The following is a 25,646-nucleotide window of genomic DNA, read 5'->3' on the forward strand; positions in this document are numbered from 1 at the left end:
GAAAGGAAAATTGAAAAGTAAGATATAAAACAAACAATAGAAGTAACGAGATTTAATAAAGATAAAATCCGTTAATCCGCCATCCGTTAATCCGATAATCAAAAAAAAATGTCTGCAGATTCTACCAACCTCAACAACAAAGCCAGGGCACAAAATACGTTTGATGCCATTGTAGTGGGCTCGGGTATCAGTGGTGGCTGGGCCGCCAAGGAGTTGACTGAAAAAGGGTTAAAAGTACTGATGCTGGAACGTGGCAGGAATTATGAACATATCAAAGACTATTCAACCGCACCCAAAGATCCGTGGGAATTTACACACAGGGGTAGAACTACGGCGGAGCAAAGAAAAAAATATCCGGTAATCCATCGTGGATGGGCGGCCAGCGAACCGGTAATGGCTTCCTGGGTGAATGAAGAAGATTCCCCGTATACAGAAGTAAAACCCTTTACCTGGTGGCGCAGTTACCAATTGGGTGGTCGTTCTATTTTGTGGGGCAGACAGAGCTACCGCCTGAGTGACCTGGATTTTGAAGCCAATGCAAAAGAAGGCGTTGGGGTTGACTGGCCCATCCGTTACAAAGACATTGCTCCCTGGTATGATCATGTAGAGAAATTTGCGGGTATCAGCGGGTCCAATGAAGGATTGGCGCATTTGCCGGATGGACAGTTTCTGCCACCAATGGATCTGAACTGTGTAGAGAAAGATGTGGCGGCACGTATCAAAGCGCAATACAAGGGAGCGCGTCATTTATTCATTGGGCGGGTGGCCAATTTAACAGCGCCTATTGAGGGCCGTACCCAATGCCAGTTCCGTAACCGTTGCTGGGAAGGTTGTCCGTTTGGTGGTTATTTCAGCACACAATCTTCTACGCTGCCTGCGGCGATGAAAACAGGTAACCTGACGGTTCGTCCTTTTTCGATCGTTACCAAACTGATCTATGATAAGGATACACAAAAAGCGAAAGGGGTAGAAGTACTAGATGCAGAAACAAACCAGACTTACGAGTATTATTCCAAAATCGTTTTTCTGAATGCATCTGCATTAAACTCTACCTGGGTTCTATTCAATACCGCCACCGATATCTGGCCCGAAGGATTGGGTAGCAGCAGTGGCGAACTGGGCCATAATGTAATGGATCATCACTATAATCTCGGTGCATCGGGCCAGGTAACGGGTTATGAAGACAAATATTATTTCGGCAGAAGGGCTAATGGATTTTATATTCCCCGTTTCGCGAATATCGGTGATGATAAACGAGACTTTCTGCGTGGTTTTGGTTACCAGGGAGGTGCCAGTAGAGCTGGCTGGGGTAGGGAAGTAGCGGAACTGAATATCGGCGGCGAATTCAAAGATGCGTTAACAGAACCCGGTGGATGGTCGATTGGCGCTACGGGTTTTGGAGAAATCCTTCCTTACCACGAGAATAAGATCACCCTCGATAAAAATAAAAAAGACAAATGGGGATTACCTGTGTTGTCGATGGACTGTGAACTGAAAGACAATGAAAAGAAAATGCGCAAAGCCATTGTGGAAGAACTGAAAGCGATGTTTGAAGCATCCGGTGTTACCAATGTAAGAACCTGGGATAACGGGCATGCCATTGGTCACGGCATCCATGAAATGGGTACGGCCCGCATGGGAAGAGATGCCAAAACTTCTGTGCTGAACGCGAACAACCAGGTATGGGACGCTAAAAATGTATTTGTAACAGATGGCGCTGCCATGACATCTTCGGCCTGCCAGAATCCATCACTTACCTATATGGCGCTTACTGCAAGAGCAGCTAATTTTGCTGTGGAGGAGTTGAAGAAAGGAAGTTTATAATATTCCCGCCACAGGGGTAGATACTGCATCTGTGGCATTTTTTTTGAAAGATCAGTTCACTCTCTTTCCCAGAATTTTAAGACTTCTTTCCACGCCATCCAGTAGGGCAATATTGGGCAGGGTGGCCCATTCTTCAAAGCCCATCGCCTTGAAAAGTTTCATACTGGGATCGTTGTGCGAAAAAATAAAACCAAGCAGGGTGTTGATTCCCAGTGTTTTTGCCTGGTCTATGATGTGGTGTAAAATCTTTTTACCAATGCCCTTGCCTCTTTGGGCGGGATCGAGATAGAGACTGATTTCTGCCGTGGCGGCATAGGCGGGTCTGCCGTAGAATGACTGGAAACTGACCCAACCCACCATATCATTGTTCTCATCTTCAACTATCCACAAAGGTCTTGTTTGGGGATTGTGCTCGTGAAACCAGTGCAGGCGGCTCTCTGGTGTTACCGGCTCGGTATCGGCCGTAACCATTCTTGTATGAACCGTGGAATTATAAATGTCTACGATTCTGTCAAGGTCTTCCAGAGAGGCGTTTCTGTAAAACAAGGTAGACATACAACAGTTTTAACTTGTGTGATAAACAGACAAGCGCATCGTTGGTTGTTATTCTATATAAAGTTAGCTTGTTGAGTTATAAAAATCTCCCTGATATTCGGGATTTTTTGTCGCTCATGGCCGCTGGGCCCCGTCCCTGTTCCCGGGCTGCTTTTTCTTCTGCTCCCGCTTTGCAGCGGGATGCTACGCATCATTTTGTCTGCCTTCGCCTTCGCTCGGCACCGAACAAAAAAAGGCCCGTCCACAGGGACTGACTAGTAATTTTTCATCAAGCACCCCTAATGGGAAACTTTTATTTTTCTAACAATAGGAATATTGAAATACCTATTAGCGCAACACATTTAAAGTTAATGTCTTTAACTATTGTAACCATTGGCAGTCTCCTAATCTACCAGCCTCCCTGCAATCCTTCCTGTAATGCTTTTTTGTATTTTTTCAGGTCGAAGGAATAGAGATAGGGTGCTTTGTGTGCGCCACCTTTACGGGTTTCTTTCAGGCGTTTGATGAATCCGAAGGAGAGGATGCGACGCTGAAAATTTCTCCGGTCCAGTTGTTTATCGAGAATGGTCTCGTATAATTTCTGGATCTCAGGCATGGTAAATTTAGTTGGTAAGAGGTTATAGCCGATAGGTTCATGATTCAATTGCAAACGCAGAGTTTCCAAAGCTTTGTCAAGGATCTCTTTGTGATCCATGAACAGTTCCCGGATCGTATGCAGGTCATGCCACTCGCAGGCAACCGAACTCTGATCGGGTTCAGGAATAACTACGGCAAAATCTACCAACGCATAATACCCCACAGTGATGAAACGTTGCAATAACCAGTTGTCTTTCTCAACGCTGATGCCATCTTTTTTGAGCATATTCAGGTGAAATTTCTTATCGGCTCTTTTGGGATGACCGAATACCTGGAACTGGCGCAGGAAAATATCCTGAATACCGGTTCTTTCGCGCAATACACGGGTGGCGGCTTCTTCAATATCTTCGTCTTTGTAGATGAATCCGCCCGGCAGTGCCCAGGCATCGGCACTTTTCATTTTCAGCAGCAGTACTTTCAGTTCGTTCTCATGAAATCCGAAAATGACACAATCCAGTGATAATGAGGGCATAAACAATTTACCACCCTTTAGTATCGTGTCTTTGATCGAGGTTTCCTGTTTCATATACCGGCTAAAATTAGGGAAAACTACCTGTTTTGATTGGGATATTCCGGTTTAATCCCTATTATTGTGTCATAACGACGCAATGATATGAAAAACATCCGCCTCAATCCCGTACTGCTATTACTGGCAGCCTTATCCATTTTGCTTGTAACACTTTCCTGGCGTGCTTTTCCAGGTAACGCATCTGCCGCATCTACACCGGCTTTCCGCGACCTGAACAAGAATGGGAAAATGGATCCTTATGAAGATGTGAAACAACCTATCCCGGTTCGTGTAAAAGACCTGTTACAACAAATGACCCTGGAAGAAAAAGCAGGAACCCTGTTCATCAACGGTGCCAAAATTGCACCTGATGGATCATTGAATGATTTTACCGGTACCGGATTTTTCGCCCGTATTCCCATCGCTACCCAGTTAATGGATGGGAAAAAGATGAACCATATTAACCTGTGGGAAGTGCCTGATGTAAAAGCACTGGCTACCTGGTACAACAATGTGCAGAAGCATGCGGAACAAAGCAGGCTCGGCATTCCCGTAACGATTGCTTCTGATCCCAGGAATGCATTCAGTCAGAATATTTTTGCCATGGCAGCCAACGGTTTCTCTCTCTGGTGCGAACCATTGGGGCTTGCAGCCATCGGCGATGAGGCACTCACCAGAAAATTTGCCGATATCGTTCGCCAGGAATATGTGTCGGTTGGTATACGCGAAGCCCTGCATCCTATGGCCGATCTGGCTACTGAACCCCGCTGGCCACGTATCAGCGGAACTTTTGGGGAAGATGCACAACTTTCTGCCCGCATGACCAAAGCTTATGTAGAAGGCTTACAGGGCACAACATTAAGCAGTAATAGTGTAGCGGCTATGACCAAACATTTTTCGGGTGGTGGTCCGCAGAAAGAAGGCCTGGATCCGCATTTTGAATTTCAGAAAGGACAGATCTATCCCGGTAAGAATTTCAATTATCACCTGCTCCCTTTTGAAGCCGCCTTCAATGCCAATACGGCCGCCATCATGCCTTATTATGGTATTCCGGTTGATCAGTCGAACGAAAATGTGGCTTTCTCTTTCAACAAAGCCATGATCACAGACCTGCTGCGGAAAAAATACAAATACGACGGAGTGGTTTGCACAGACTGGGGATTGATCAACGATGCCAATATGGGTTCTTTTGTATGGCCTGCCCGCGCCTGGGGTGTTGAAAAATTAACACCGGAAGAACGCGTGTTGAAAGTACTGAATGCCGGTGTTGACCAGTTTGGCGGAGAGAGCTCGCCGGAGCTGGTGATCAAACTGGTGAAAGAAGGTAAACTGACCGAAGCGAGGATCGATGAATCTGTTACGAGGTTACTTCGTCAGAAATTTCAATTGGGATTGTTTGATAACCCTTATGTGGATGTGGAGCAGGCTGTGAAAACGGTAGGCCGTGCAGACTTTATCAAAGCAGGAAATGAATCACAACGCAGGGCGATGGTATTGCTGAAAAATACGCCTGTGGTAAAAGGGAATACTTTGCCACTCACTAATCCGAAACTGAAAATTTTTGCCGGAAACATGGATCCGAAAGTAGTGGGTAAATACGGTATCGTGGTAAGTAAAGCTTCGGAAGCGGATATTGCTATCCTTCGTGTACAAACCCCCTGGGTGCCGGTAGAAACACCCAATTTCATGGCCCGTATGTTCCATCATGGCGATCTGGACTTTAAGCAGAAAGAACGTGATAGTATTCTGCAGATCATGCAGATCGTTCCGAGCATCGTTAATATTTACCTGGATCGTCCGGCTGTATTTCCCGAGATCAATGCCAAAGCCAAAGCGGTACTGGCCGATTTTGGTGCCAGTGATGAAGCGGTGATGGATGTGATCTTCGGTAAAGCCAGGCCCGGTGGTAAACTGCCTTTTGAACTGCCCTCATCGATGGATGCGGTTCGCAAGCAGAAAGAAGATCTGCCTTATGATTCAAAAGATCCTTTGTACAAATTCGGATTCGGCCTGACCTATAAATAACTCATTTACCAACATCCTTGCTGTATCAAAAAGCGATGTTACTCAAACCAGCAAAATGAATACACGTAGAAACTTCCTGCGAAATACCGCGGCCATGACCCTCGGCGGCCTGTTACTGAACAAAGAATTGTTAGCGAAGGCTTTATTGGAAAAGAATGCTTTGCCCGGTGTGGGTCTCCAGTTGTTTACCCTGTTCGGGGTGCTGGATGAAGATGTGCCCGGCAACCTGAAAAAGATCGCGGATATCGGTTATACCGAGATCGAATCTGCCTTCAGTAAAAAAGGTGGTTTTTATGGCATGTCGGCCAAAGAATTTGCCCGCACCCTGAACGGCATGGGCATGCATTGGCGTTCGCACCATGTATTGGGAGCGCCTTTTAAATTACCAACCGGTGCCAAAATGCCCGCGGGTGCCGATGGAAAACCGATGGTGATCCCGCCCATGAAAAATCTGCGCGATAATTACCAGGAACTGGTTGACCAGGCAGCAGAAGGGGGCGTAGAATACCTGGTATGTGCCAATACGCCGATTGGTTCGCTGGATGAGATCAAATCTTCGATTGAGGTACTGAACAAATCGGCTGAAGCTGCTAAAAAAGCGGGTCTCTTATTTGCATACCATAATCATGATGCGGAATTCAGAACCGTGGATGGGGTGGTGCCGTATGATCTGATCCTGTCGCAGACAGATAAGAACCTCGTGAAAATGGAACTGGACTTGGGCTGGACACTAAAAGCTGGTAAAGACCCTGTGGCCCTATTCAAACAGCATCCCGGCCGTTTTCATCTCTGGCATGTGAAAGACATGGATGCCGGCTTCGAAAAGATCCTGGAAGTGGGAACGGGCAGTTTTGATTTCAAGCGCATTTTTGCCCATGCCAAAGAATCGGGTATGCAATATTACTTTGTAGAGCAGGATGGGGCTCCTAAGCCATTTGAGAACATCGGCACCAGTTACCGCAATATTCAATCGATCCTGAAATAATATTCCGCAAGCAAGACTCCATACCCCTGGAGTGAAAGACCCGGTCAGCAATGGCGGGTCTTTTTAATTTATGACTTTCGTCAGCTGTCATACAGCTAATTTTTTCTACATTCACGCTTCTACTGCAGACCAATAGAATTGGTCTGTTTCACATCAAAACCATTGTTATGAAAAAATTATTCAGCATCGGGCTTCTCCTGTTGCTCGCTTATCCAGGTTTCTCACAAAATACCTATACAGCCAAAGCAAAAGCGCTGATGGCCAAAATGACGCTGGAAGAAAAGATCGGCCAGCTTAACCTGATCATACCCGGCGGTGCCGCTGTTACCGGATCGGTGGTGAGTAATGATGTAGAAAACAAGATCAAAAAAGGACAGGTGGGTGGTTTGTTCGGGATCACTTCACCGGAAAAAGTGCGTAAGGCGCAGGACCTGGCGGTGAAAGGCTCGCGTTTGGGTATACCCATGATCTTTGGACTGGATGTGATACATGGTCATAAAACTATTTTCCCGATTCCATTGGGATTATCTGCTTCCTGGGATATGGGACTGATAGAACAGTCTGCTGCCATCGCTGCGAAAGAAGCCACGGCCGATGGATTGAACTGGGCTTTCTCACCCATGGTAGATATTGCCCGGGATGCGCGTTGGGGAAGGATCTCGGAAGGTTCCGGCGAAGACCCTTATCTGGGCGGTCAGATCGCGAAGGCAATGGTGCGTGGATACCAGGGCGCTGATCTTACAAAAAATAATACACTGATGGCCTGTGTAAAACACTTTGCCTTATATGGGGCAGCAGAAGCGGGTCGCGAATACAATACCGTGGATATGAGCCGTATGCAGATGTATGAATATTACCTGCCACCTTACAAAGCGGCTGTAGATGCCGGTGCGGGTAGTATCATGAGCTCTTTTAACGTGATCGATGGAATACCTGCCACAGGAAATAAATGGTTGCTCACAGACCTGCTGCGCAAAGAATGGGGTTTTACCGGTTTTGTGGTGTCTGATTATACTTCGCTGAATGAAATGACGAATCATGGCCTGGGTGATCTGCAAACAGTTTCTGCACTGGCATTAAAAGCCGGACTGGATATGGATATGGTGGGAGAAGGGCTACTCACTACATTGAACAAATCGCTGAAAGAAGGAAAAGTAACCCTCGCAGATATAGACAAAGCCTGTCTGCGCATTCTGGAAGCCAAATATAAATTAGGTCTCTTTGATGATCCTTACCGGTATATTGATGAAGCCAGACCTGCCAAAGATATTCTGACCGCTGAAAACCGAAGTGCTGCCAGAAAAATGGCAGCGCATAGCATGGTGTTGCTAAAGAATGATAACCAGGTGTTACCGCTTAAAAAATCGGGTACGATCGCATTGGTTGGTCCGTTGGCCGATAACCGTAGAAATATGCTGGGTACCTGGGTGGTAGCCGGCGACTGGAAACAATCGGTAAGCGTATTGGAAGGGATCAAAAATGTAGCTGGTAACAGTGTTAATATCATTACTGCCAAAGGAGCCAATATTACGGATGATACGGCTATGTTTCTCAAAAGAGTGAATGCATTGGGTGTAGAAGCAGAGATAGATGCCAGATCTCCTCAGCAAATGATCGATGAAGCGGTTGCGGCAGCCAACAAGGCAGATGTGGTAGTGGCTGTGGTGGGTGAGTCTTCCAATATGTCTGGTGAATCTTCCAGTCGTGCTGATATCAGTTTACCTGCCAGTCAGCAGGCATTGTTGAAAGCGCTTCACAAAACCGGCAAACCATTGGTAGTAGTGCTGATCAACGGAAGACCCTTAACCCTGGTATGGGAAAACGAACATGCCACTGCTATCCTCGAAGCATGGGCACCCGGTACAGAAGCCGGTAATGCGGTGGCCGATGTATTATTCGGAAATTACAATCCTTCCGGAAAATTATCAGCAACATTTCCACGCAGTGTGGGACAGATTCCGATTTACTACAATCACAAGAATACAGGTCGCCCGTTTGATGGAACCGGTTTCGCTAAATTCAAATCCAATTACCTGGACGAATCCAATGATCCCCTGTATCCATTTGGGTATGGATTGAGTTATACAAAGTTTGATTATAGTCCGGTTAAACTGAGTAAGACATCTTTAAAAGGAGAAGAGAAATTGACCGCTACAGTTACGTTGACCAACAGCGGAAAATATGCCGGTGAGGAAGTAGTACAGTTATATATTACAGATCCGGTGGCTAGTATCAGCCGTTCTGTGAAAGACCTCAAAGGTTTTCAGAAACTGGCTTTACAGCCCGGTGAATCGAAAGAAGTCAGTTTTGTGATCACTACCGAAGAACTCAAATTCTTTAATAGTGACCTGAAAAAAGTATGGGAGCCGGGTAAATTCATTATTCATCTGGGTACCAGTTCAGCTAATGTGAAGTCTGCGGAAGTAGTTTGGAATAAATAGTAGATAAAAGCAGGAAACGTCATTTTGGAGAGACCGGTGAGAGACGGTTTCTCCAAAATGACGTTTTTTTTCAATAAGCGCCAACCGAATCCAGCACTTTTACTTCTTTCCATAAATGTTTACAGGTGTCTACAAACTGTAAATGGATGGGATCCGTTTGGTAGGCATCCTGTGCCGCTTTATCAGGAAAAATAGCCAGCCAGGAAAACTGGTAACTGGTATCAATTACATCCCTGTTGGTAGAAGCGGGTATGCCAATATGAAATTGCTGGATACACGGCACTTTGCTCAATGCTTTCAAACCGGCCAATAAAGCATCATGGTCTTCCTGTTTTTCAGGAAACGCCAACCAGAAGTATACATGGTGGATAAAGAGGTCTTGTGATAACATAGATGGGAATTTCTTTGGTTATGGAAAAGGATTACAACTGTATGGATATAAAATTAGCAAACCTTTTTAACCCGTTTATTTTTTATTCTCCAATGCAAATGCTACATAACTATCTCCCGAAGGTTTGCCCAGTTTGCCGCCACCACAGGCGATCACTACATACTGTTTGCCATTCTTTTCATACACAGCTGGTGTGGCAAAACCGGAAACGGGCAGGTTGTACTCCCACAATAATTTACCGGTGCGTTTATTGAATGCACGGAAAGTATGATCGCTGGTAGCGGCTATGAATAATAATCCGCCGGCCGTAACCGCCGCGCCGCCATAATTTTCTGTTCCGGAATGAATGCCCCTGGCTTTTAATTCGGGATAATCACCCAGTGTTGTTTTCCATTCCACTGCACCTGTGTTCAGGTTAATGGCCTGTAGAGTACCCCATGGCGTATCAATGGCCGGGTAACCTTCTTTGGTGAGGAATTTATTATACCCGGTAGAAGTGTAAGGCATTTTATGATAGGGATCTTCTGCTCTTGCAGGCCGTACAAATGGTTTGTTCTGGCTCTTTTTCTGCTCCATAATGAAAGAACTGAGGGCTTCTTTTTCTGTTTCGCTCAATTGCGTAAACGCTGGCATCATTCTTCTGCCGGTACTAAGCAGTGTTTTAAAAGAATCAACCGTATATTTTTCGGGTATGCCTAACAGGGTAGGGTTGTTGCCACTGCCTTGTCTTTCAGCGCCGTGGCAGGACATACAAGTAGTGGCATATAATCGTTTACCGGCTTCCAGGTTGGTCTCTTTGTTTTGCCCATTATTTTTCGCCTCTACCATGGTTAAGATCCAGGCCATTTCACTGGCATTCACATAGAGCAATCCGGTTGTAGCATCATAGGCAGGACCGCCCCATTCTGCACCGCCATCAAAACCTGGGAAAATGATCGTGCCTTGTTTGGAAGGGGGACTGAACAAATGATCATGTTGGGTAGCGGCCCATCTTTTTTTAATATCCTGGTAAGAAGAATCGGGTACGATATGATTCAATTCTTTTTCGGTGAGTAATTGTCTGACAAAAGGTTTGGGAAAACTGGGAATGGGTTGCGTGGCCCATGGTTTTTCGCCTGCAAGATCTGATACAGTTGGTACCGGTGTTTCAATAATAGGATAGACAGGTTTGCCTGTTTTCCGATCGAGTAAAAAGATGAAACCGGATTTGGTTACCTGTGCAATGGCGTCTATATTTCTCCCGTCTTTGTTGAGGTTCACCATCACAGGTGCAGTGGGCGGGTCTCTATCCCAGAGATCATGGTGCACGGTTTGAAAATGCCAGATGCGTTTACCGGTTGCCGCATCCAGTGCCAGTACAGAATTGGCGTATAGGTTTTGCCCGGTTCTTTTGCCTCCATAAAAATCATAGGAAGCCGATCCAATGGGAGCAAACACAATTCCTTTTTCTTCATCCATACTAAAGCCCGACCAGGCATTGGCTCCGCCCATGTGTTTCCAGGCTTCTTTATCGTCCCATGCATCATATCCTTCTTCGCCCGGTTGTGGAATGGTATGGAAGATCCATTTCAGTTGGCCGCTATGCACATCATAGGCACGGATATGTCCCGGAGCGGCGGTGGCTCCTTCGTCAACCCTGGTGCCGATAATGATCAGGTCTTTATAAATAATACCGGGTGTGGTAGAAGCCACGTACAGGTCTTTTGCATCCATCTCCAGATCATTGTGCAGATCCAGTTTCCCATCTGTGCCAAAGCTGTTCACGGGTTTACCGGTACCTGCATCAATACAGTAAAGGTGTGAACCGGCTGCATAAAAAATGCGTGCCTCTTTTCCCTGCTTACTATAATAGGTTACACCTCTGCAAACATTCATCGAAAAATACCCCTTTCCCTGCACACTGGTAACTGTGTCAACGGGGTCAAATACCCATTGTTGTTTTCCGGTTGCGGCATCGAGGGCAAATAATTTCAGTTTGGGAGATACGCCATAGAGTATACCATTCACTACAATCGGATTCACCTGTATCTGTGTTCTTTCTCCGGCATCGCCGGTATGGTATTCCCAGGCGGGCTGTAGTTGAGCCACATTGCTGGTGTCTATTTCTGTGAGCGTTGAGTAATGCGTTCCCGCTTTATTGCCCCCGTATACCGGCCATTCGGTTGGGGTAGTCTGACAGGCAGTAACTATCACCAATAAGATGGTTATGGATAACCAATAAGGCCGGTGGTATGTCATGTAGATGAATTAAGAGAGATGAACAGTAAGTAGACGCTGTGAAACTCTGTCACTCGGCCTCTGTGTTGAAAAGGCTTATGACTTTGTATGATTCAGTTGTTAAGCGAATTTCTCAACACAGAAATCGCAGAGAAACAGAGGAACACAGAGATTTTTCTGTAACATAATGATCCCGGATAATAAAGTGGTAGCAACTTCATTATCCGGGATCAGGAGGTTTATTGCTTATTCAATAATCCGCTCAATAATTTTTCCGGATTCTTTGTTCTTGAGGATGAGTTTTTTAGTGCCGTAATGCGTCATTTCTTCTTTTACGAGGTAATGGTCTGCATCGTATTCTACCAGGTGGCTTTCTTTGCTCAGGCCGGTTTTACCTCTCCAGATATCCAGTTTCACAGGCTCCCAGATTTTAGTTTTGGCCGAGCGATAAGCGGCATCCAGAATGGCATTCACCACATAGCCATCATAAAAAGTTTCTTTGGGATCTACTCCTTTTTCCATGGCATTGAACATATCCATGAACATGTGGTTGTATCCCAGTTCATTCAGTTCATCTCCCACCGGGAATAACCAGCCGGTATTGCTTTCCGCTTTTTCGGCAATATAATCCCCGCCTTTACCGGTAGTAAACATATCAAAACCTGTACGCAAAAAACTGTTGATCCAGATAGTGCCTTCGGTTCCCATCACTTCATCGCGCAGGTCAAGTCCGCCGCGGAAGGTCCAGCTTACTTCAAACTGTCCGATGGCTCCGTTCTCGTATTTCACCAAACCAATGGCATGGTCTTCTGCATCGATCGGTTTTACCTGTGTATCTGCCCAGCACATGACTTCTACCGGTTTAATGTCTTTGCCGATATAACTCCGGGTGATCTCCACGCAGTGGCAACCCAGGTCCAGGATACAACCGCCACCGGCCTGCTCAATATCCCAGAACCAGTCGCTGTGCGGGCCAGGGTGTGTTTCCCTTGATTTGGCCCAGAGAATCCTTCCCAGTGCGCCTTCTTTTACACTCTGGCTGGCTTTAATGAATTTGGGTGTATATACCAGGTCTTCGAGGTAACCGTTAAAAATACCGGCTTCTTCTACCGCCAGTAACATGCGTTTGGCTTCTTCTGCATTCCGGCCCAGCGGTTTGGTGGTCATCACTGCTTTTTTATGTTTGCAGCACATCATCACCGCTGCTTCATGCAGGTTATTGGGTAACGCGATACAGACAATATCCACATCCGGGTGCGAAATGGCTTCTTCCATATTCGTGGTCCAGTGTTCGCAATGATAATCTGCTGCAAACTTTTTGGCACTTTCTTCCCTGCGGGCATAGATACTGAATACCTTATCCCTGCTTCTGTAACCTTGTAAGGAATCTGCATAAAAACGTCCGATGAATCCGGAACCTAACATAGCAATTCGTTTCATAATGGGGTGTTATTTGGTGAGTTGTGAATAGTCAATGGTGAATAGTCAATAGTCAAAAATTAAAAGTTAAAAGTTAACAGTTAACAGTGCATAGGTACTTTAGTTATTGCTATCTCTACTGATTTTTAATTGCTAATTGTTAATTTCTAATTAACCTGCTCTGTTGTTTTCTTTTCTTTAAAGAATACGATAAAATAAATCAATACCCCTAAAGCAATATAAGCCGGTACCATCCAGATGCTTTGCCAGTTGTGGGTATTGTCTGCGCCTTTGTATTGGTCTACAGTGTAACCTGAGAACCAGGTGCCGATGAACATACCAATGCCGTAAGTGGCAAAGGTAAACAGGCCCTGTGCGGCATTTTTGATCTTTTCGCCGGCTTTCTTTTCAGTGTACATATAACCGGTTACAAAGAAGAAATCGTAACAGATACCATGCAGGATAATTCCGCCGTACAACATCCAGTTGGCAGTTTCGGGATTGCCATAGGCAAAACAGATATACCGCAGTATCCAGGCGGTCATACCCATCAGTAACATTTTCTTTACACCGATACGGTTAAAGAGGAAGGGGATAGCAAGAATAAATACCGCTTCCGACACCTGCCCCAATGTCATTTTACTGGCCGCATTTTCAAAACCGATCTCATTCAGGAAGGGGTTGGCAAAACCATAATAAAAAGACAACGGAATACATACCAGGATGGCTGCAATAAAGAAAATGAGATAAGGTCTTTCTTTAAACAGCACAAAAGCTTCGGTACCCAAGGCACCCGATGCATCGGTGGTTTGGGCCTTGGGTGGCGTGTTGGGTAGTACAAAACTCAATAACCCCAATCCCGCAGAAACAGCTGCTGCCATATAGAAGGTGGAGGATGTTTTTTCAATGCCCAGCTGTCCGATCAATACACCTGCTACAATCCAGCCCAATGTACCAAATACCCTGATCCAGGGGAATTGTTTGCCGGGATCGGTCATCTGCGAAAAAGCCACACTATTACTTAAGGCAATGGTAGGCATATACAGCAGCGAGTAAACCAGTATCACCCAGTAAAATGTATTACTGTGTTCAATAGTGGTAGCCAGATAAAGCAGCAGGGCACCCACCAGGTGTAACACCCCCATGATTTTCTGCGCTGCAAAAAAACGGTCGGCGATCAGTCCTACAAAAAAAGGAGAGATCATGGTGGCAATGGCCAATGCACTATAGGTGGCACCTATCTCAATGCCGGTAGCATGCAGGTGCTCAACCATATAAGTGCCCATGGTTACATACCAGGCGCCCCAGATGAAATATTCGAAAAACATCATCGAGGCCAGTAAGGAGCCGGTTTTTGCTTTCATAAGCAGCGTTGTTTTGGTTTTCTTTCGTTAGATTTAGACCACGGTTTGTGGAGGTTGAATGTAAGAATAATTAGGAATTAATAAGTAGCAAGCCGTAATTATTTCTTGACCTCCGCCAGCTGTTCACGATTGTTTCTGATCAACTATTTGTCATGAAAAAGCGATTGCTTTCTTTTTTGTCACTCTGTTTGTTCTCTGCTGTTGTGGCTGGGCAGACAGACAGCACTTACGCCGAAAAACTCGGTTATCCCAAAGGAACCAAACTGCTGATCCTGCACGTGGATGATGTGGGTATGTCGTTCGACTCGAATGAGGGCGCCATTAATGCCATCACCAAAGGTGCAGCCAGTTCCTTAAGTATCATGATGCCCTGCCCCTGGGTGCCGGCTTTTGTGCAGTATATGAAAGCGCATCCAGGTCTGGATGCAGGCCTGCACCTCACATTAACTGCCGAATGGAAGGGGTATCGCTGGGGACCTTTATCCGGGAAAAACACTACGCCCGGTCTGGTGGATACAGAAGGGGTATTGTGGCCCTCGGTAGCAGATGTGGTGCAACATGCCACCGGCGATGAAGTGGAAAAGGAAATCAAAGCACAATTGGAAAGAGCCAGATCGATGGGTTTTGAACCTACCCATTTTGATACCCATATGGGCACATTGCTCGCTACTCCTGAATTTGCCATGCGGTATGTGAAACTGGGTATCGAGAATAAAATTCCGGTCATGGTGCCTGCCGGACATGCTACCCTGATCAAAACCCAGATGAATGCACCCGATGCGCAGATCCAGCAGATGCGTATGATTGGTAAAATGCTCTGGAATGCAGGCCTGCCGGTGCTGGATGACCTGCATAACGATAGTTATGGCTGGCCTATTTCCGCAGAAATGAAAACGGACGACCAAAAACTGCAGGCTTACAAAACAAAGAAATACATTGAGGGTGTTAGATCACTGAAACCAGGATTAACCATGATGATCATGCACTGTACCGCCACTTCGGAAGTTTTTCCGCATATATCCGATTCAGGTCCGGTGCGCAGAGGAGATATGCTGGCTATGATGGATCCCGCTTTGAAAAAAGCGATCCAGGAAGAAAAGATCATCATCACCACCTGGCGTGAAATGATGGAACGCAGAAAACAAATCAAATAAATCATCAACCGATTAAACATAAAAAATGAAAAAAATACATACTGTCATTTGCCTCCTTTCGTTTTCCCTGCTGTTCATCTCCTTTACAACAGTGAAAAAGACTCCTCGTATTCTGGTATATGCCAAAACAAAGGGGTTTCACCATGCTTCTATTCCTGCCGGACTGGCGGCCATCCAGCAACTGGGTGCTGAGAACGGGTTTGCGGTAGATACGACCACCGATTCCAGTTATTTCGTTCCCAAAACATTGAAGAAATATGCTGCGGTTGTGTTTATGAGTACAACAGGTAATATCCTCAATGCAGAACAACAGACTGCTTTTGAAAAGTATATTCAATCTGGCCGTGGTTTTGTAGGGGTGCATGCTGCAACCGATACGGAATATGACTGGCCCTGGTATAATCAACTGGTAGGTGCTTATTTTAAAAGTCACCCCAAACAGCAGGAAGCAGTGTTGAATATTGTAGATGATACCCATATTTCCACCAAACATCTCCCTAAAACATGGAAGCGTTTTGATGAGTGGTATAATTTCAAAAGCATACAGCCCAACCTGAATATACTCATCACCATTGATGAAAAAAGTTATACGGGTGGAGCCAATGGCGATACCCATCCCATGGCCTGGTACCATGATTTTGATGGGGGGCGTTCTTTTTATACGGAGTTCGGGCATACAGATGCATCATTCAAAGAGCCATTATTTCTGCAGCATCTGCTGGGCGGAATCCGGTATGCGATGAATAAATAATAAACAAAACAAGCTCTCAGTAGAAACCGATAACCATGAAAAAAATCCATAAAATACATTATCCGTTGTTGGCTGTCATGTTGACGGCGATGTTTGCCGGATGCAATAACCCTTCCTCAGAAACTCAGGCTGCTGTCACAGATAGCTCCACTAACTGGGCCATGCTCGCTTTCGAAAAAGCAGATAGTGCCAATCCTGTATTAACACCCGGCACCAGCCAGTTCCAGGACCCCATCTGGAAAAAGAAAGTGGCCTGGGAAGAAAAAGATGTGTTCAATCCGGCTATCGTAGTGAAAGATGGCAAAGTGTTCATGTTATACCGTGCGCAGGATAAAATTGGTTTGCCGGGCGGTACGTCTCGTATCGGACTGGCCAGCAGCACCGATGGATTACATTTCACCCGTAATGCCGAACCCGTATTTTTTCCGGAAAATGATGCTTTCAAAAAATATGAATGGCAGGGTGGTTGCGAAGACCCGCGTATTGTGGAGGATGAACAGGGTGTGTATTATATGACCTATACTGCCTTTGATGGTAAAGTGGCCCGCTTACTGGTAGCTACTTCCAAAGACCTACTGCACTGGACCAAATACGGCTCTGTATTTGCCGATGCCATGAATGGTAAGTACCTGGATCAATGGTCCAAATCGGGCAGCATTGTTTCACGATACGAGAATGGAAAAATCATTGCTACCAAAATCAATGGAAAATACTGGATGTACTGGGGCGATCAGTATATCTGGGCCGCTACTTCGGATGACCTGCTCAAATGGACACCGGTAGAAATGCAGGCAGGCGAAAAAGCACCGATCCCATTAAGGGGTGAGGCATTAAAAATGCCGGATCTCAAAATCGTAGTAACCACCCGCGCTAAAAAATTTGATAGTGATCTGGTGGAGTCTGGTCCGCCTGCAATGATAACCGATAAAGGTATTTTATTGATCTATAACAGTCGTAATATTCCTTCCATCGGCGATACCAGTCTGGCAGAAGGCACTTACGCGGTAGGACAGGTATTGATCGATAAAAATGACCCCACCAAAGTGATCAAGCGATTAGACAATTATTTCATGAAACCTGACAAACCCTACGAGCTCACTGGTCAGGTAAACCGGGTTTGTTTTGTAGAAGGCCTTGCGCAGTTTCAGAACAAGTGGTTCCTGTATTATGGGACAGCGGATTCGAAGATTGCAGTGGCGGTGAGGAAGTAATTAGAAATTGGACTTGGAATAGGCAAAGATCTCTGATTTTTATTCATTATATTTTTTGAAAATGTTTCCCGATTTCAGACAGAACATAATTGATGTCTTCAAATACCCATTTGTTTTCGAATCGAACAACAGCGATACCTAAGTTATTAAGATGAAGGGTTCTTTTGTTGTCCTAATCCAAGCCTTCCTCCCCAAAATGATCTTTGCCATCCAACTCAGCAACCAGTTTTTCTTCAGGGCAATAAAAATCAACAGTATAATTCTCAATGCTGTGCTGCCGCCTTAATTTTTCGGCCACCAAGTTGTTTTTGTTTTAACTGCATCCACAATACTACCTCAGCAGAAGTACCATTATTGCGCAGTTGTTTGCGGAATGATTTTAGTTCAGGTTCATTATGAATGCGAGGTCGAATTATTCCTAAAAATAAAAATTAAACACCCTCAGTAATTCATTTTTCGAATGAATTACTACCATGTATTTCTACTCACTTCAGTGAGTAGAAATACAAAAAAGCACCCCCTCCTTGCTCTGCAAGGAGGGGGTGCTCAAGCAGCTTAGCAAGGGCGGGGTGGTTATAGATGCCTGCATAAAGGCAATCATCAGACTACTACCCGCAACTAAAAAATAATTTTTAATCACAGCCGTCTAACTAAGCTTGTAAAAAATGACTCAGAGCCCTTATAATATTGAATTACAGCGAAATTTCAATATAGGAGAACTACCCCCGATATTGAACAACTGAATTTTGGCTTGTAGCCCTTTACTGGAAAAAGATACGGTCTGTTTAACCCCGACTTTGGTCGGACAATAATGGTTTTTAAAATATATTTGCAAATGTATATCAACAAAGAATCGGAGCTGATCGGAATGAAAAATAAGTAAGTGTGGTCATTGCTATACCTTAAAGGGAATGAATGAGATTGGAATTAATAATGATAAATTAATTGTATGAAAAAAAATGCTGTTATTCTTGTTTTCCTATTTGTTTGTACTGCGCCTTTTGCCCAGTACAAAACGATTCAGGATATGCTGAATACCTTCAACCCTTTGCAAATGGTGCATTTAACGGGGTCTTCTTTTTTGAAATTCCACGATCACCAGCTTGTTAAACACGAAGATTTTGTGGATAAGTTGATGGTGTACAGGCATGCATCCAAAAAACTGGCCAACGATATAGCCAAACGGCTTACAGACAAGGACTGGCCCGCCTGGATCAAAGACGGTATTTCGCCCGAAGAAGAAGCCGTGTTTTGTTCCATGGTAGGAGTGCATATGCCGGACGTGTACACCTATAATGCCACTGCCCTGATTGCATTTGTTCCCGATCTGAATTTCATGCTTCCCGAAACATATAAGTTTAAGACTCCTTTTTATTTTTTCCTCCCGAACGAATATTATTTCGACAAGTTCGATCCCCGGTACAGCGACAGTACAACCATCAATCAGGCCAATATCGACCGGTGGAATCAGGAATTATTGAAAAAATATCCTTATAAACTACCCTATGTGTTTAATGTGCAATCGGCGTTCTTCAATAATTATGGTTCACTCAGCCAATTCCTGGACGGCACTTATTTTACGGCAGATGATCTCAATTTGATAGACGCAGTTCATCTGGCAAAAAATACGGGCATCAACCCGCAATGGATCGAACATTTTTCCTGGAATAAAAATTTACCGGCTGGTTTAAGCAGTTTAAAAGCGGAGGAGTACAAACAGTTGAAAGCGTACGAACTCTACTCCGAAATAGCTGGTTACAGCTACGACAGAACCAAAGACAGGTTCGCCATTCTAAAAAATACGTACTACTTTATACCGGAGGCCGAAAACAAACACCTGTCCGATAAAATTGCATTTGGCCCCAATCGCGGTGTTTTTGGTAAAATTCGGGGATACTATAATACCGGTCATGAATATGTGAAGTACGACAGGGTAGACACCACAAAATTCAGCAAGTTTCAAGACAATTATACCGAGTACCTGTTGCCTCCTTCCCGTGAGGGAAAAATGGCCGCCATTTTAAGAGATTACCTGAACGGATTTAAAAATATTGGGAAAGGCGGTGGTAAAGAAGAAGAGAATGCAGACGCATCTTATCGTGAAGTGTATTGGTACGATCAGCTTAGTGATTACGGCCCCGAAATGGTTACACGAAAAAAAGCCGACGGCAAACTCATTTACAATGCTACGATGACCCCGATGGGTGCACAGGCCTGGACCTATGAACAGTGCAAGAAATATTCCGATGAACTATATTATTTTTTAACCAGATCCAATTTTTTCTGGGGGATGAAAGGCTTCAGTGGTGTAAGAAAACCTAAGATTAAATATGAGTTTGAGAAAACCCTGACTGGACAGGAAGCGATTGCCGGTAAATTCATTACCCAATACAGTTTTGTACACTCGGATAACTACGAAAGTCAATATGCATACGATACTGCACTGGCTGGCCGCTATGTAAACAACCTGGCCATCCGGGTGGTCATTCGAGAAGTGCCGGAGCATCCCAACAACTTCTACGTAATGCTGTTGATACTCGAAAAATAGTGGATGCTGCGACCGGGTTACATTAGTTAACCCAACGCCTGCAATATATCCGCCAGTATATCATCTCTATGTTCCAGTCCTACACTGATGCGGATCAATCCCGGGGTGATGTTGACCAATTGTCTTTCTGCTTCAGATAATTTGGCGTGGGTGGTGCTGGCAGGGTGTGAAGCAATGCTCCGTGTATCTCCGAGATTGGCAGTGAGCGATAACATTTGCAGGTTGTCCAGAAATTGACGACCGGCTTCCAGTCCGCCTTTTAATTCAAAACAAACAATACCGCCACCGTTCTGCATTTGTTTTTTGGCAATGGCATGGTGCGGGTGACTGGCCAGAAAAGGATATCGCAAAGATGCGATCTGCGGATGGCTCTCCAGCGATTGGGCTATGAACAAAGCATTGGATGCATGCCGTTCCATCCGCACATCGAGTGTTTCGAGGCTTTTGCTTAATACCCAGGCGTTGAAGGGCGATAAAGCCGGTCCGGTACTTCTGCAGAATAAATAAATCTCTTTGATCAGGTCTTTGCGGCCCACTACCACACCACCTAATACACGTCCCTGGCCATCTAACCATTTGGTGGCAGAATGCACTACCAGGTCGGCACCGAATCTGATTGGTTGCTGATTGACCGGTGTGGCAAAACAGTTGTCTACGTTTAAGATGATCTTATGTTTTCTGGCGATCCTGCCGATCATTTCCAGGTCAAGGATATCGAGGCCGGGATTGGTGGGTGTTTCGAGGTAAATCATTCTGGTATTGGGGCGGATGGCCGCTTCCCAGTCAGCTTCCGTTGCATTGGCACCTACATACGAAGATTCAATACCGAATTTGGGCAGGTATTTGGCAATCACCGTGTGTGTACTTCCAAAAATAGCATTGCAGGCCAGTAAATGATCGCCCTGTTTCAGTAAAGCCATAAAAGAACCAAATACGGCACTCATGCCGGATGCAGTGGCATACCCTGCTTCGGCACCTTCCAGTGCACACATTTTATCGGTAAACTCCTGCACACCCGGATTGCTGAAACGACTGTAAATATTATCATCCGTTTCATCCGCAAAAGCGGCACGCATCTCTTCTGCATTGTCAAAACAGAAACTGCTCGTCAGGAACATCGGTGTCGAATGTTCCATCTCATTGGTTCTTTCTGTCTGTATGCGGATGGCGTTTGTCTGGTTGTGCTTTGACATATTATCGGAGTTTACTTGTATATAATTTTATAAATCAGATCGATTCAGGTTTTGCAGATTAACGGATTAGCGGATGGCGGATTTGCGGATTCATTGTTTTGTACTTAATCCGCGAATCCGCAATCCGTCATTCGCTAATTCATTACCTCTACGTCCCACTCAATCGTACATCCCGCAGCACGTAGGGTGGCGGCAACGGAACAGTATTTATCGAGGGAGAGGGCACAGGCTTTCCGGGCTTTCTCTAAGGAAACATCACCGCCAAACTGAAATTGGATATGTACTTTTTTCCACAAAGCAGGTTCTTTATCCGCTTCCCGCTCACCATCAATGATCATTTTGAAAGAACGGATGGTCTGGCGTTGTTTTTGTAAGATAGAAACAATATCCACTCCACCACAACCACCCAGCCCCATCAGCAGGGTTTGCATGGGGCGGATGCCGGAATTGTGTCCACCGATGGTTTCTGCCGCATCCATACGAAGCGAATGATTGTTAGTATCTCTGGCTTCAAATGCATAGGCATCATCAACCCGGGTGATCTCAATTCTGGCCATTTCCAAAGATTTATGCAAATGTAATTTAAGCTTAGCCTTATTTTGCTGTTGAAATACGGAATAATCGATATGAAATTTTTTGACTCCCAGACAGACTTCACACTCGAGAACGGAAAGGTATTGCCTTCACTGCGTGTGGCATATCATACTTACGGACAGCTGAATGCAGATAAAAGTAATGTGATCTGGGTTTGTCATGCACTAACAGCCAGCTCAGATGTTGCTGATTGGTGGAAGGGTTTGGTAGGAGAGGGTAGCCTGATTAATCCCGATCGGTATTTTATCGTTTGTGCCAATATCCTTGGTTCCTGTTATGGAACTACGGGCCCATTGAGTAATGACCCTGCCACAGGTAAACCCTATTTTTCTTCTTTCCCACAGGTTACTATCCGCGATATGGTGCAGTCTTTTATCCTCTTACGCAAACACCTGGGAATAGATAGGATCCATTTACTGATGGGCGGCAGTATGGGCGGTTACCAGGCGCTGGAGTGGGCCATGATGGAGAAAGAAGTGATCGGGAAATTATTCCTGATTGCCACATCCCCTTCAGAGAGTGCCTGGGGCGTGGCGGTGCATACGGCGCAAAGACTGGCCATAGAAGCAGACAGTAGCTGGCAGGATTTTACACCTGGTGCTGGTGCGAGAGGGTTAAAAGCAGCCCGTGCCATTGGTATGTTAACGTATCGTAATTATGGTACGTTCCAGGATAAACAGACAGATCCTGACCCGGAAAAGATAGACGATTTCAAAGCCTCTTCCTATATCAATTACCAGGGCGATAAACTGGTGAAACGGTTTAATGCCTATAGTTACTGGTTACTCACGAAAGCCATGGATAGCCATCATCTCGGCAGAGGCAGGGGTGGTGATCTCATCAAAGTCTTACAATCTATCAAACAACCTACTTTGATCATAGGGATCCGGAGTGATATCTTATGTCCGCTGGATGAACAGCAATTCATGGCCGATCATATTCCCCATACCCGTTTTTATGAAATTGATTCTGCCTACGGGCATGATGGATTTATTATTGAAACGGTACAGATCAGCCGGTTTCTTAATGAGTGGATGAGTGAATGAGTGAATGAGTGAATGAATGAATGTTTTTTTAGCGTTTGCGTTCGGTGTAGCCGGAGGTGGAGGGGTTGAAGATGGCTTCCGGAACGGGTTTGGTGGAAATGTCAGTGGCTTTGAGGGTGGAACGCAGATTTCCCTGTGTCATAGTTACTTCGAGTGCCATACCGGGTAATTTACTGACTATATCTGCATTGATAATACCAAGGCCGGCGCCACCCTGAATCTTATCTGTGTACCAGATCGTTAGTGCAGTAGAACGGCCGCCTTTACCAACCAATGTTGCCAACGCTTTGGTACAATCGTAGCCCAATATTTTCTTTTTCTCTTTGGTGAATACGATGGCGGGTCCACTATTGGTCGACTTATTTTTTTGTTTATCCGCTTCAGGTTTGTTGGAACGGGTAAAAGTTTTCTGCCCCATTGCGTCCATCAATACCAATACATTTTTGCTGTCGCTGATGGTCTTCATATTGTACAGCGGCGAGGCCATTTCCATCACGGTCCTGTCCTGTTTGAAATAGACGTTTACAGAAGAATTGCCCAGCAAGGGATTGGCCATGCCGGAGTCATCGCCCTCAACCGTCATACTGTATTTCACCAGACCTTCCCTGATCTGTGCCTGCACAAGCGTAGTAGAGATCAGCAAACCCAGCAAAAGGAATAATCGGTTCATCATACAACAAGCTTTGCAACAAAATAAACATTATTGCGGATGATATACGCGTGCCGCGGTTCTGTACACTTCTTTTTTATCGAGTGTCATGGTTTTAGTTTGCTGACGGGTGTACATTTCCATTTGGTCTGTATAGTGCGGAGAGTCTTTTCTGGCAGAAGCCCCGTAAGTATTGATAGATTCGATGATGGGCCCGACTTTGGTAAAACGTACCAGTTCAATATACGCATCGCCCTGTGTGCCTTTCCACATACCATTTTTATAGGGAACTGAATACATAGGTGCCAGTACATCGGGTAAACCCGGCAGCGGTAATTCTTTATCACCCCTTACCAGTTTCTGGATCTCGCCCAGCTGTAGATTGGTACGGCCAAAATATTGCAGCATTTCTGCTTTTACCGAACGGAGAATAGCAACAGATTGAGCCTGCGTTAAAATACTATACCGGTTGTAAAGTGTGGGATTACGTGTAACAGTAGCATATACCAGAAAAAAAGTACCGGCCCCCACACTTTCGGCTGATGCACTTTTATCCCATTGTTGTAATTGGGTAATCAGTTCGGCTACATCCGGGTATTCACTGTACTGTAACAGAAACAAAGAATCGATGCCCGTTGGAAAAGCAAATTTAGCGGGGTACTGTCTGTCGAATTTGATTTTCCGGAAGTTCTCAAACGAAACTTTATCATAGGCCGACAGCATTTCTGAGAAACGTTTACTGCGGTTGTTCTCCAGGGTTTCGTAACCCATTGTAACATCTTTGATCACGGGATTCTCCAGCCCTTCGGTTGAATGAAAAGGGGAGTGGTTGGTATTGAATACAAAACCACTGCCAGGCTGCAATACCTGCGGCAGATCTTTCAGTGGATGCAATTGGTTCCACAAAGTAGCACTTGTGTTTCCGGGTAGGGTTGATTTCCAGTTATACTTTGCATCGCGGATGGGAATGCGGCCATTGCTGATATAATAAATGGTATCGTACCTGTCGGCATACACAATATTGTAACCGGGGATGGCCAGCATTTCGAGTGCCAACTTGAACTCAGTAAAATTCTTTGCTTTGTTAAACCGGTACCATTGTTCCAGCCCACGTATATCCATCTGTGCCGGCATACGAATGGAGAAAGTGCCTCGTTCCGTGATTAAAGTAGGGCCATATTTACTCCAGTATACTTTTTTTTTCACCCCCACCCGTATCGCACCCAGTTTTACTTTCAGCGGGGCCGTTCTCTCTTCCAGTTGTTCCCATTTACCATCAAAACGGTATTCGAGTTTGTTAGCAGGATTGATCTCTAATTGATAAATGTCAAGTTTATCCGGTGCATTCACCGTATGTGCCCAGCCCAGGTTTTCATTCACCCCGTGCAGGATGCAGGGTGCCCCCGGAAAATTAGCACCCAGTATATTCCATCCTTCTTCACTGTTCAGGTGTGCTTCGTAAAAAGCTACAGGACCTTCCAAAGGCTGGTGGGCGTTGATGTTGAGATATACCTGTCCGTCAGTAGTCTTTTTACTGTTAAAAGCAAACGCATTGCTGCCCGCGGTTTTAAAATTCTCCAGTAAAGGCACTTTGCCGTTAAAGATGGAAGCCAATGCATTATCAGCGCCGGAAAGCACACATAACTGCAGCACCGAATACTGCACCATGTCTTTGGGAGTAACCGGAAACGCTTTTTTCAACAATATTTCTTTGGGATGCGCCGCCGCATACGCATTTAATCCGGCGCAATAACCTTCCAGTAATTTTTTGAAAGCAGGACTCAGGTCAGACTCGTATTTTTCTTCCACCAGTTCAGGTATACGGAGCAGGTGAATGATATAGTCGATCTGTGCACCTTTTTTTCCCTGGTATTGAGCCAGCATGGCTTTGCCGGCCAGCAGCGACTGCTGGATAGTGGCAAAATCATCTTCAGCATGTGCCCAGGCAAGTCCATACGCTACATCAGGATCCGTTTTGCCGAAAATATGCGGCACCCCCCATTGATCGCGAACGATATCTATTTTAGCCGCATCAAATTGTGCGGAAGCGAAAAGACATACAAAGGATAATCTGCAGAACAGCAAAAAGCGTAGAGGCATAACAATCAGTTTAGGACAAAACAAATCTAACCATA

19 protein-coding genes and 1 pseudogene are annotated in these 25,646 nt (G+C 45.3%); 9 read left to right on the top strand and 11 right to left on the bottom strand.

Going from position 1 to position 25,646, the window contains the following annotated elements; all coding sequences use genetic code 11:
• Positions 1–108: 108 nt before the first annotated feature.
• Positions 109–1,824 carry a GMC oxidoreductase gene (locus AC1RNB_RS07775; protein WP_493082101.1) on the top strand — a complete coding sequence of 572 codons (1,716 nt, stop codon included), beginning with the start codon at positions 109–111 and terminating at the stop codon, positions 1,822–1,824.
• A 51-nt stretch (positions 1,825–1,875) separates the two neighbouring features.
• Here the strand turns inward: AC1RNB_RS07775 and AC1RNB_RS07780 are convergent, their stop codons facing one another.
• Positions 1,876–2,379: a GNAT family N-acetyltransferase gene (locus AC1RNB_RS07780; RefSeq protein ID WP_493082102.1), complete on the bottom strand. Its 504-nt coding sequence runs from the start codon at positions 2,377–2,379 to the stop codon at positions 1,876–1,878.
• Between the two features lie 388 nt (positions 2,380–2,767).
• A complete protein-coding gene (locus AC1RNB_RS07785) occupies positions 2,768–3,541 on the bottom strand; it encodes an NUDIX hydrolase (protein WP_493082103.1) in 774 nt (257 codons plus the stop codon).
• Between the two features lie 87 nt (positions 3,542–3,628).
• Between AC1RNB_RS07785 and AC1RNB_RS07790 the strand changes: the two genes are divergently transcribed.
• The 3 genes from AC1RNB_RS07790 (at position 3,629) to bglX (ending at position 8,974) form a co-directional block, all read left to right on the top strand.
• A complete protein-coding gene (locus AC1RNB_RS07790) occupies positions 3,629–5,548 on the top strand; it encodes a glycoside hydrolase family 3 protein (protein ID WP_493082104.1) in 1,920 nt (639 codons plus the stop codon).
• Between the two features lie 55 nt (positions 5,549–5,603).
• A complete protein-coding gene (locus tag AC1RNB_RS07795) occupies positions 5,604–6,533 on the top strand; it encodes a sugar phosphate isomerase/epimerase family protein (RefSeq protein WP_493082105.1) in 930 nt (309 codons plus the stop codon).
• Between the two features lie 167 nt (positions 6,534–6,700).
• Positions 6,701–8,974, top strand: coding sequence for a beta-glucosidase BglX (gene bglX / locus AC1RNB_RS07800; RefSeq protein ID WP_493082106.1), 2,274 nt, complete (start codon positions 6,701–6,703; stop codon positions 8,972–8,974).
• 70 nt (positions 8,975–9,044) lie between these two features.
• On the opposite strand, the gene AC1RNB_RS07805 is transcribed toward bglX, so the two are convergent.
• The 4 genes from AC1RNB_RS07805 to AC1RNB_RS07820 all read right to left on the bottom strand — a co-directional run bounded on the left by AC1RNB_RS07805 (position 9,045) and on the right by AC1RNB_RS07820 (position 14,365).
• Entirely contained in the window at positions 9,045–9,365 is a 321-nt protein-coding gene (locus tag AC1RNB_RS07805) for a Dabb family protein (protein WP_493082107.1), read from the bottom strand.
• Positions 9,366–9,440: 75 nt separating this feature from the next.
• Positions 9,441–11,603, bottom strand: coding sequence for an outer membrane protein assembly factor BamB family protein (locus AC1RNB_RS07810; RefSeq protein ID WP_493082108.1), 2,163 nt, complete (start codon positions 11,601–11,603; stop codon positions 9,441–9,443).
• A 225-nt stretch (positions 11,604–11,828) separates the two neighbouring features.
• On the bottom strand, positions 11,829–13,022 hold the full coding sequence (locus AC1RNB_RS07815; protein WP_493082109.1) for a Gfo/Idh/MocA family protein: 1,194 nt from the start codon (positions 13,020–13,022) through the stop codon (positions 11,829–11,831).
• Positions 13,023–13,168: 146 nt separating this feature from the next.
• Entirely contained in the window at positions 13,169–14,365 is a 1,197-nt protein-coding gene (locus AC1RNB_RS07820; RefSeq protein ID WP_493082110.1) for a nucleoside permease, read from the bottom strand.
• A 152-nt stretch (positions 14,366–14,517) separates the two neighbouring features.
• On the opposite strand from AC1RNB_RS07820, the gene AC1RNB_RS07825 reads away from it, so the two are divergent.
• Genes AC1RNB_RS07825 through AC1RNB_RS07835 form a run of 3 tightly spaced genes read left to right on the top strand, consistent with a single transcriptional unit; the run spans position 14,518 to position 17,481 of the window.
• Positions 14,518–15,519 carry a polysaccharide deacetylase family protein gene (locus AC1RNB_RS07825; protein WP_493082111.1) on the top strand — a complete coding sequence of 334 codons (1,002 nt, stop codon included), beginning with the start codon at positions 14,518–14,520 and terminating at the stop codon, positions 15,517–15,519.
• A gap of 25 nt (positions 15,520–15,544) precedes the next feature.
• Positions 15,545–16,270, top strand: a complete 726-nt coding sequence (locus AC1RNB_RS07830) for a ThuA domain-containing protein (RefSeq protein WP_493082112.1) — start codon at positions 15,545–15,547, stop codon at positions 16,268–16,270.
• Positions 16,271–16,305: 35 nt separating this feature from the next.
• Complete coding sequence (locus tag AC1RNB_RS07835; RefSeq protein WP_493082113.1) at positions 16,306–17,481, top strand: glycoside hydrolase family 130 protein; 1,176 nt, start codon at positions 16,306–16,308, stop codon at positions 17,479–17,481.
• A 46-nt stretch (positions 17,482–17,527) separates the two neighbouring features.
• Here AC1RNB_RS07835 and AC1RNB_RS07840 read toward each other — a convergent pair.
• Positions 17,528–17,779, bottom strand: a pseudogene (locus tag AC1RNB_RS07840) (endonuclease domain-containing protein).
• Between the two features lie 651 nt (positions 17,780–18,430).
• Between AC1RNB_RS07840 and AC1RNB_RS07845 the strand changes: the two are divergent.
• A complete protein-coding gene (locus tag AC1RNB_RS07845; RefSeq protein ID WP_493082114.1) occupies positions 18,431–20,029 on the top strand; it encodes a hypothetical protein in 1,599 nt (532 codons plus the stop codon).
• A 26-nt stretch (positions 20,030–20,055) separates the two neighbouring features.
• Here the strand turns inward: AC1RNB_RS07845 and AC1RNB_RS07850 are convergent, their stop codons facing one another.
• Both AC1RNB_RS07850 and AC1RNB_RS07855 read right to left on the bottom strand, forming a co-directional pair.
• Entirely contained in the window at positions 20,056–21,222 is a 1,167-nt protein-coding gene (locus AC1RNB_RS07850) for a trans-sulfuration enzyme family protein (RefSeq protein ID WP_493082115.1), read from the bottom strand.
• 134 nt (positions 21,223–21,356) lie between these two features.
• Positions 21,357–21,779 carry an OsmC family protein gene (locus AC1RNB_RS07855; RefSeq protein WP_493082116.1) on the bottom strand — a complete coding sequence of 141 codons (423 nt, stop codon included), beginning with the start codon at positions 21,777–21,779 and terminating at the stop codon, positions 21,357–21,359.
• Between the two features lie 69 nt (positions 21,780–21,848).
• Here AC1RNB_RS07855 and metX point away from each other — a divergent pair, with 69 nt between their 5' ends.
• Positions 21,849–22,862 (top strand): homoserine O-acetyltransferase MetX, encoded by a 1,014-nt coding sequence (metX, locus tag AC1RNB_RS07860; RefSeq protein WP_493082117.1) that lies wholly within the window; start codon positions 21,849–21,851, stop codon positions 22,860–22,862.
• A gap of 28 nt (positions 22,863–22,890) precedes the next feature.
• On the opposite strand, the gene AC1RNB_RS07865 is transcribed toward metX, so the two are convergent.
• Both AC1RNB_RS07865 and AC1RNB_RS07870 read right to left on the bottom strand, forming a co-directional pair.
• Entirely contained in the window at positions 22,891–23,535 is a 645-nt protein-coding gene (locus tag AC1RNB_RS07865) for a hypothetical protein (protein WP_493082118.1), read from the bottom strand.
• A 27-nt stretch (positions 23,536–23,562) separates the two neighbouring features.
• Positions 23,563–25,611 carry a penicillin acylase family protein gene (locus AC1RNB_RS07870; protein ID WP_493082119.1) on the bottom strand — a complete coding sequence of 683 codons (2,049 nt, stop codon included), beginning with the start codon at positions 25,609–25,611 and terminating at the stop codon, positions 23,563–23,565.
• Positions 25,612–25,646 lie beyond the last annotated feature (35 nt).

This window comes from Sediminibacterium sp. GW821-FHT12F12 (assembly GCF_058806635.1).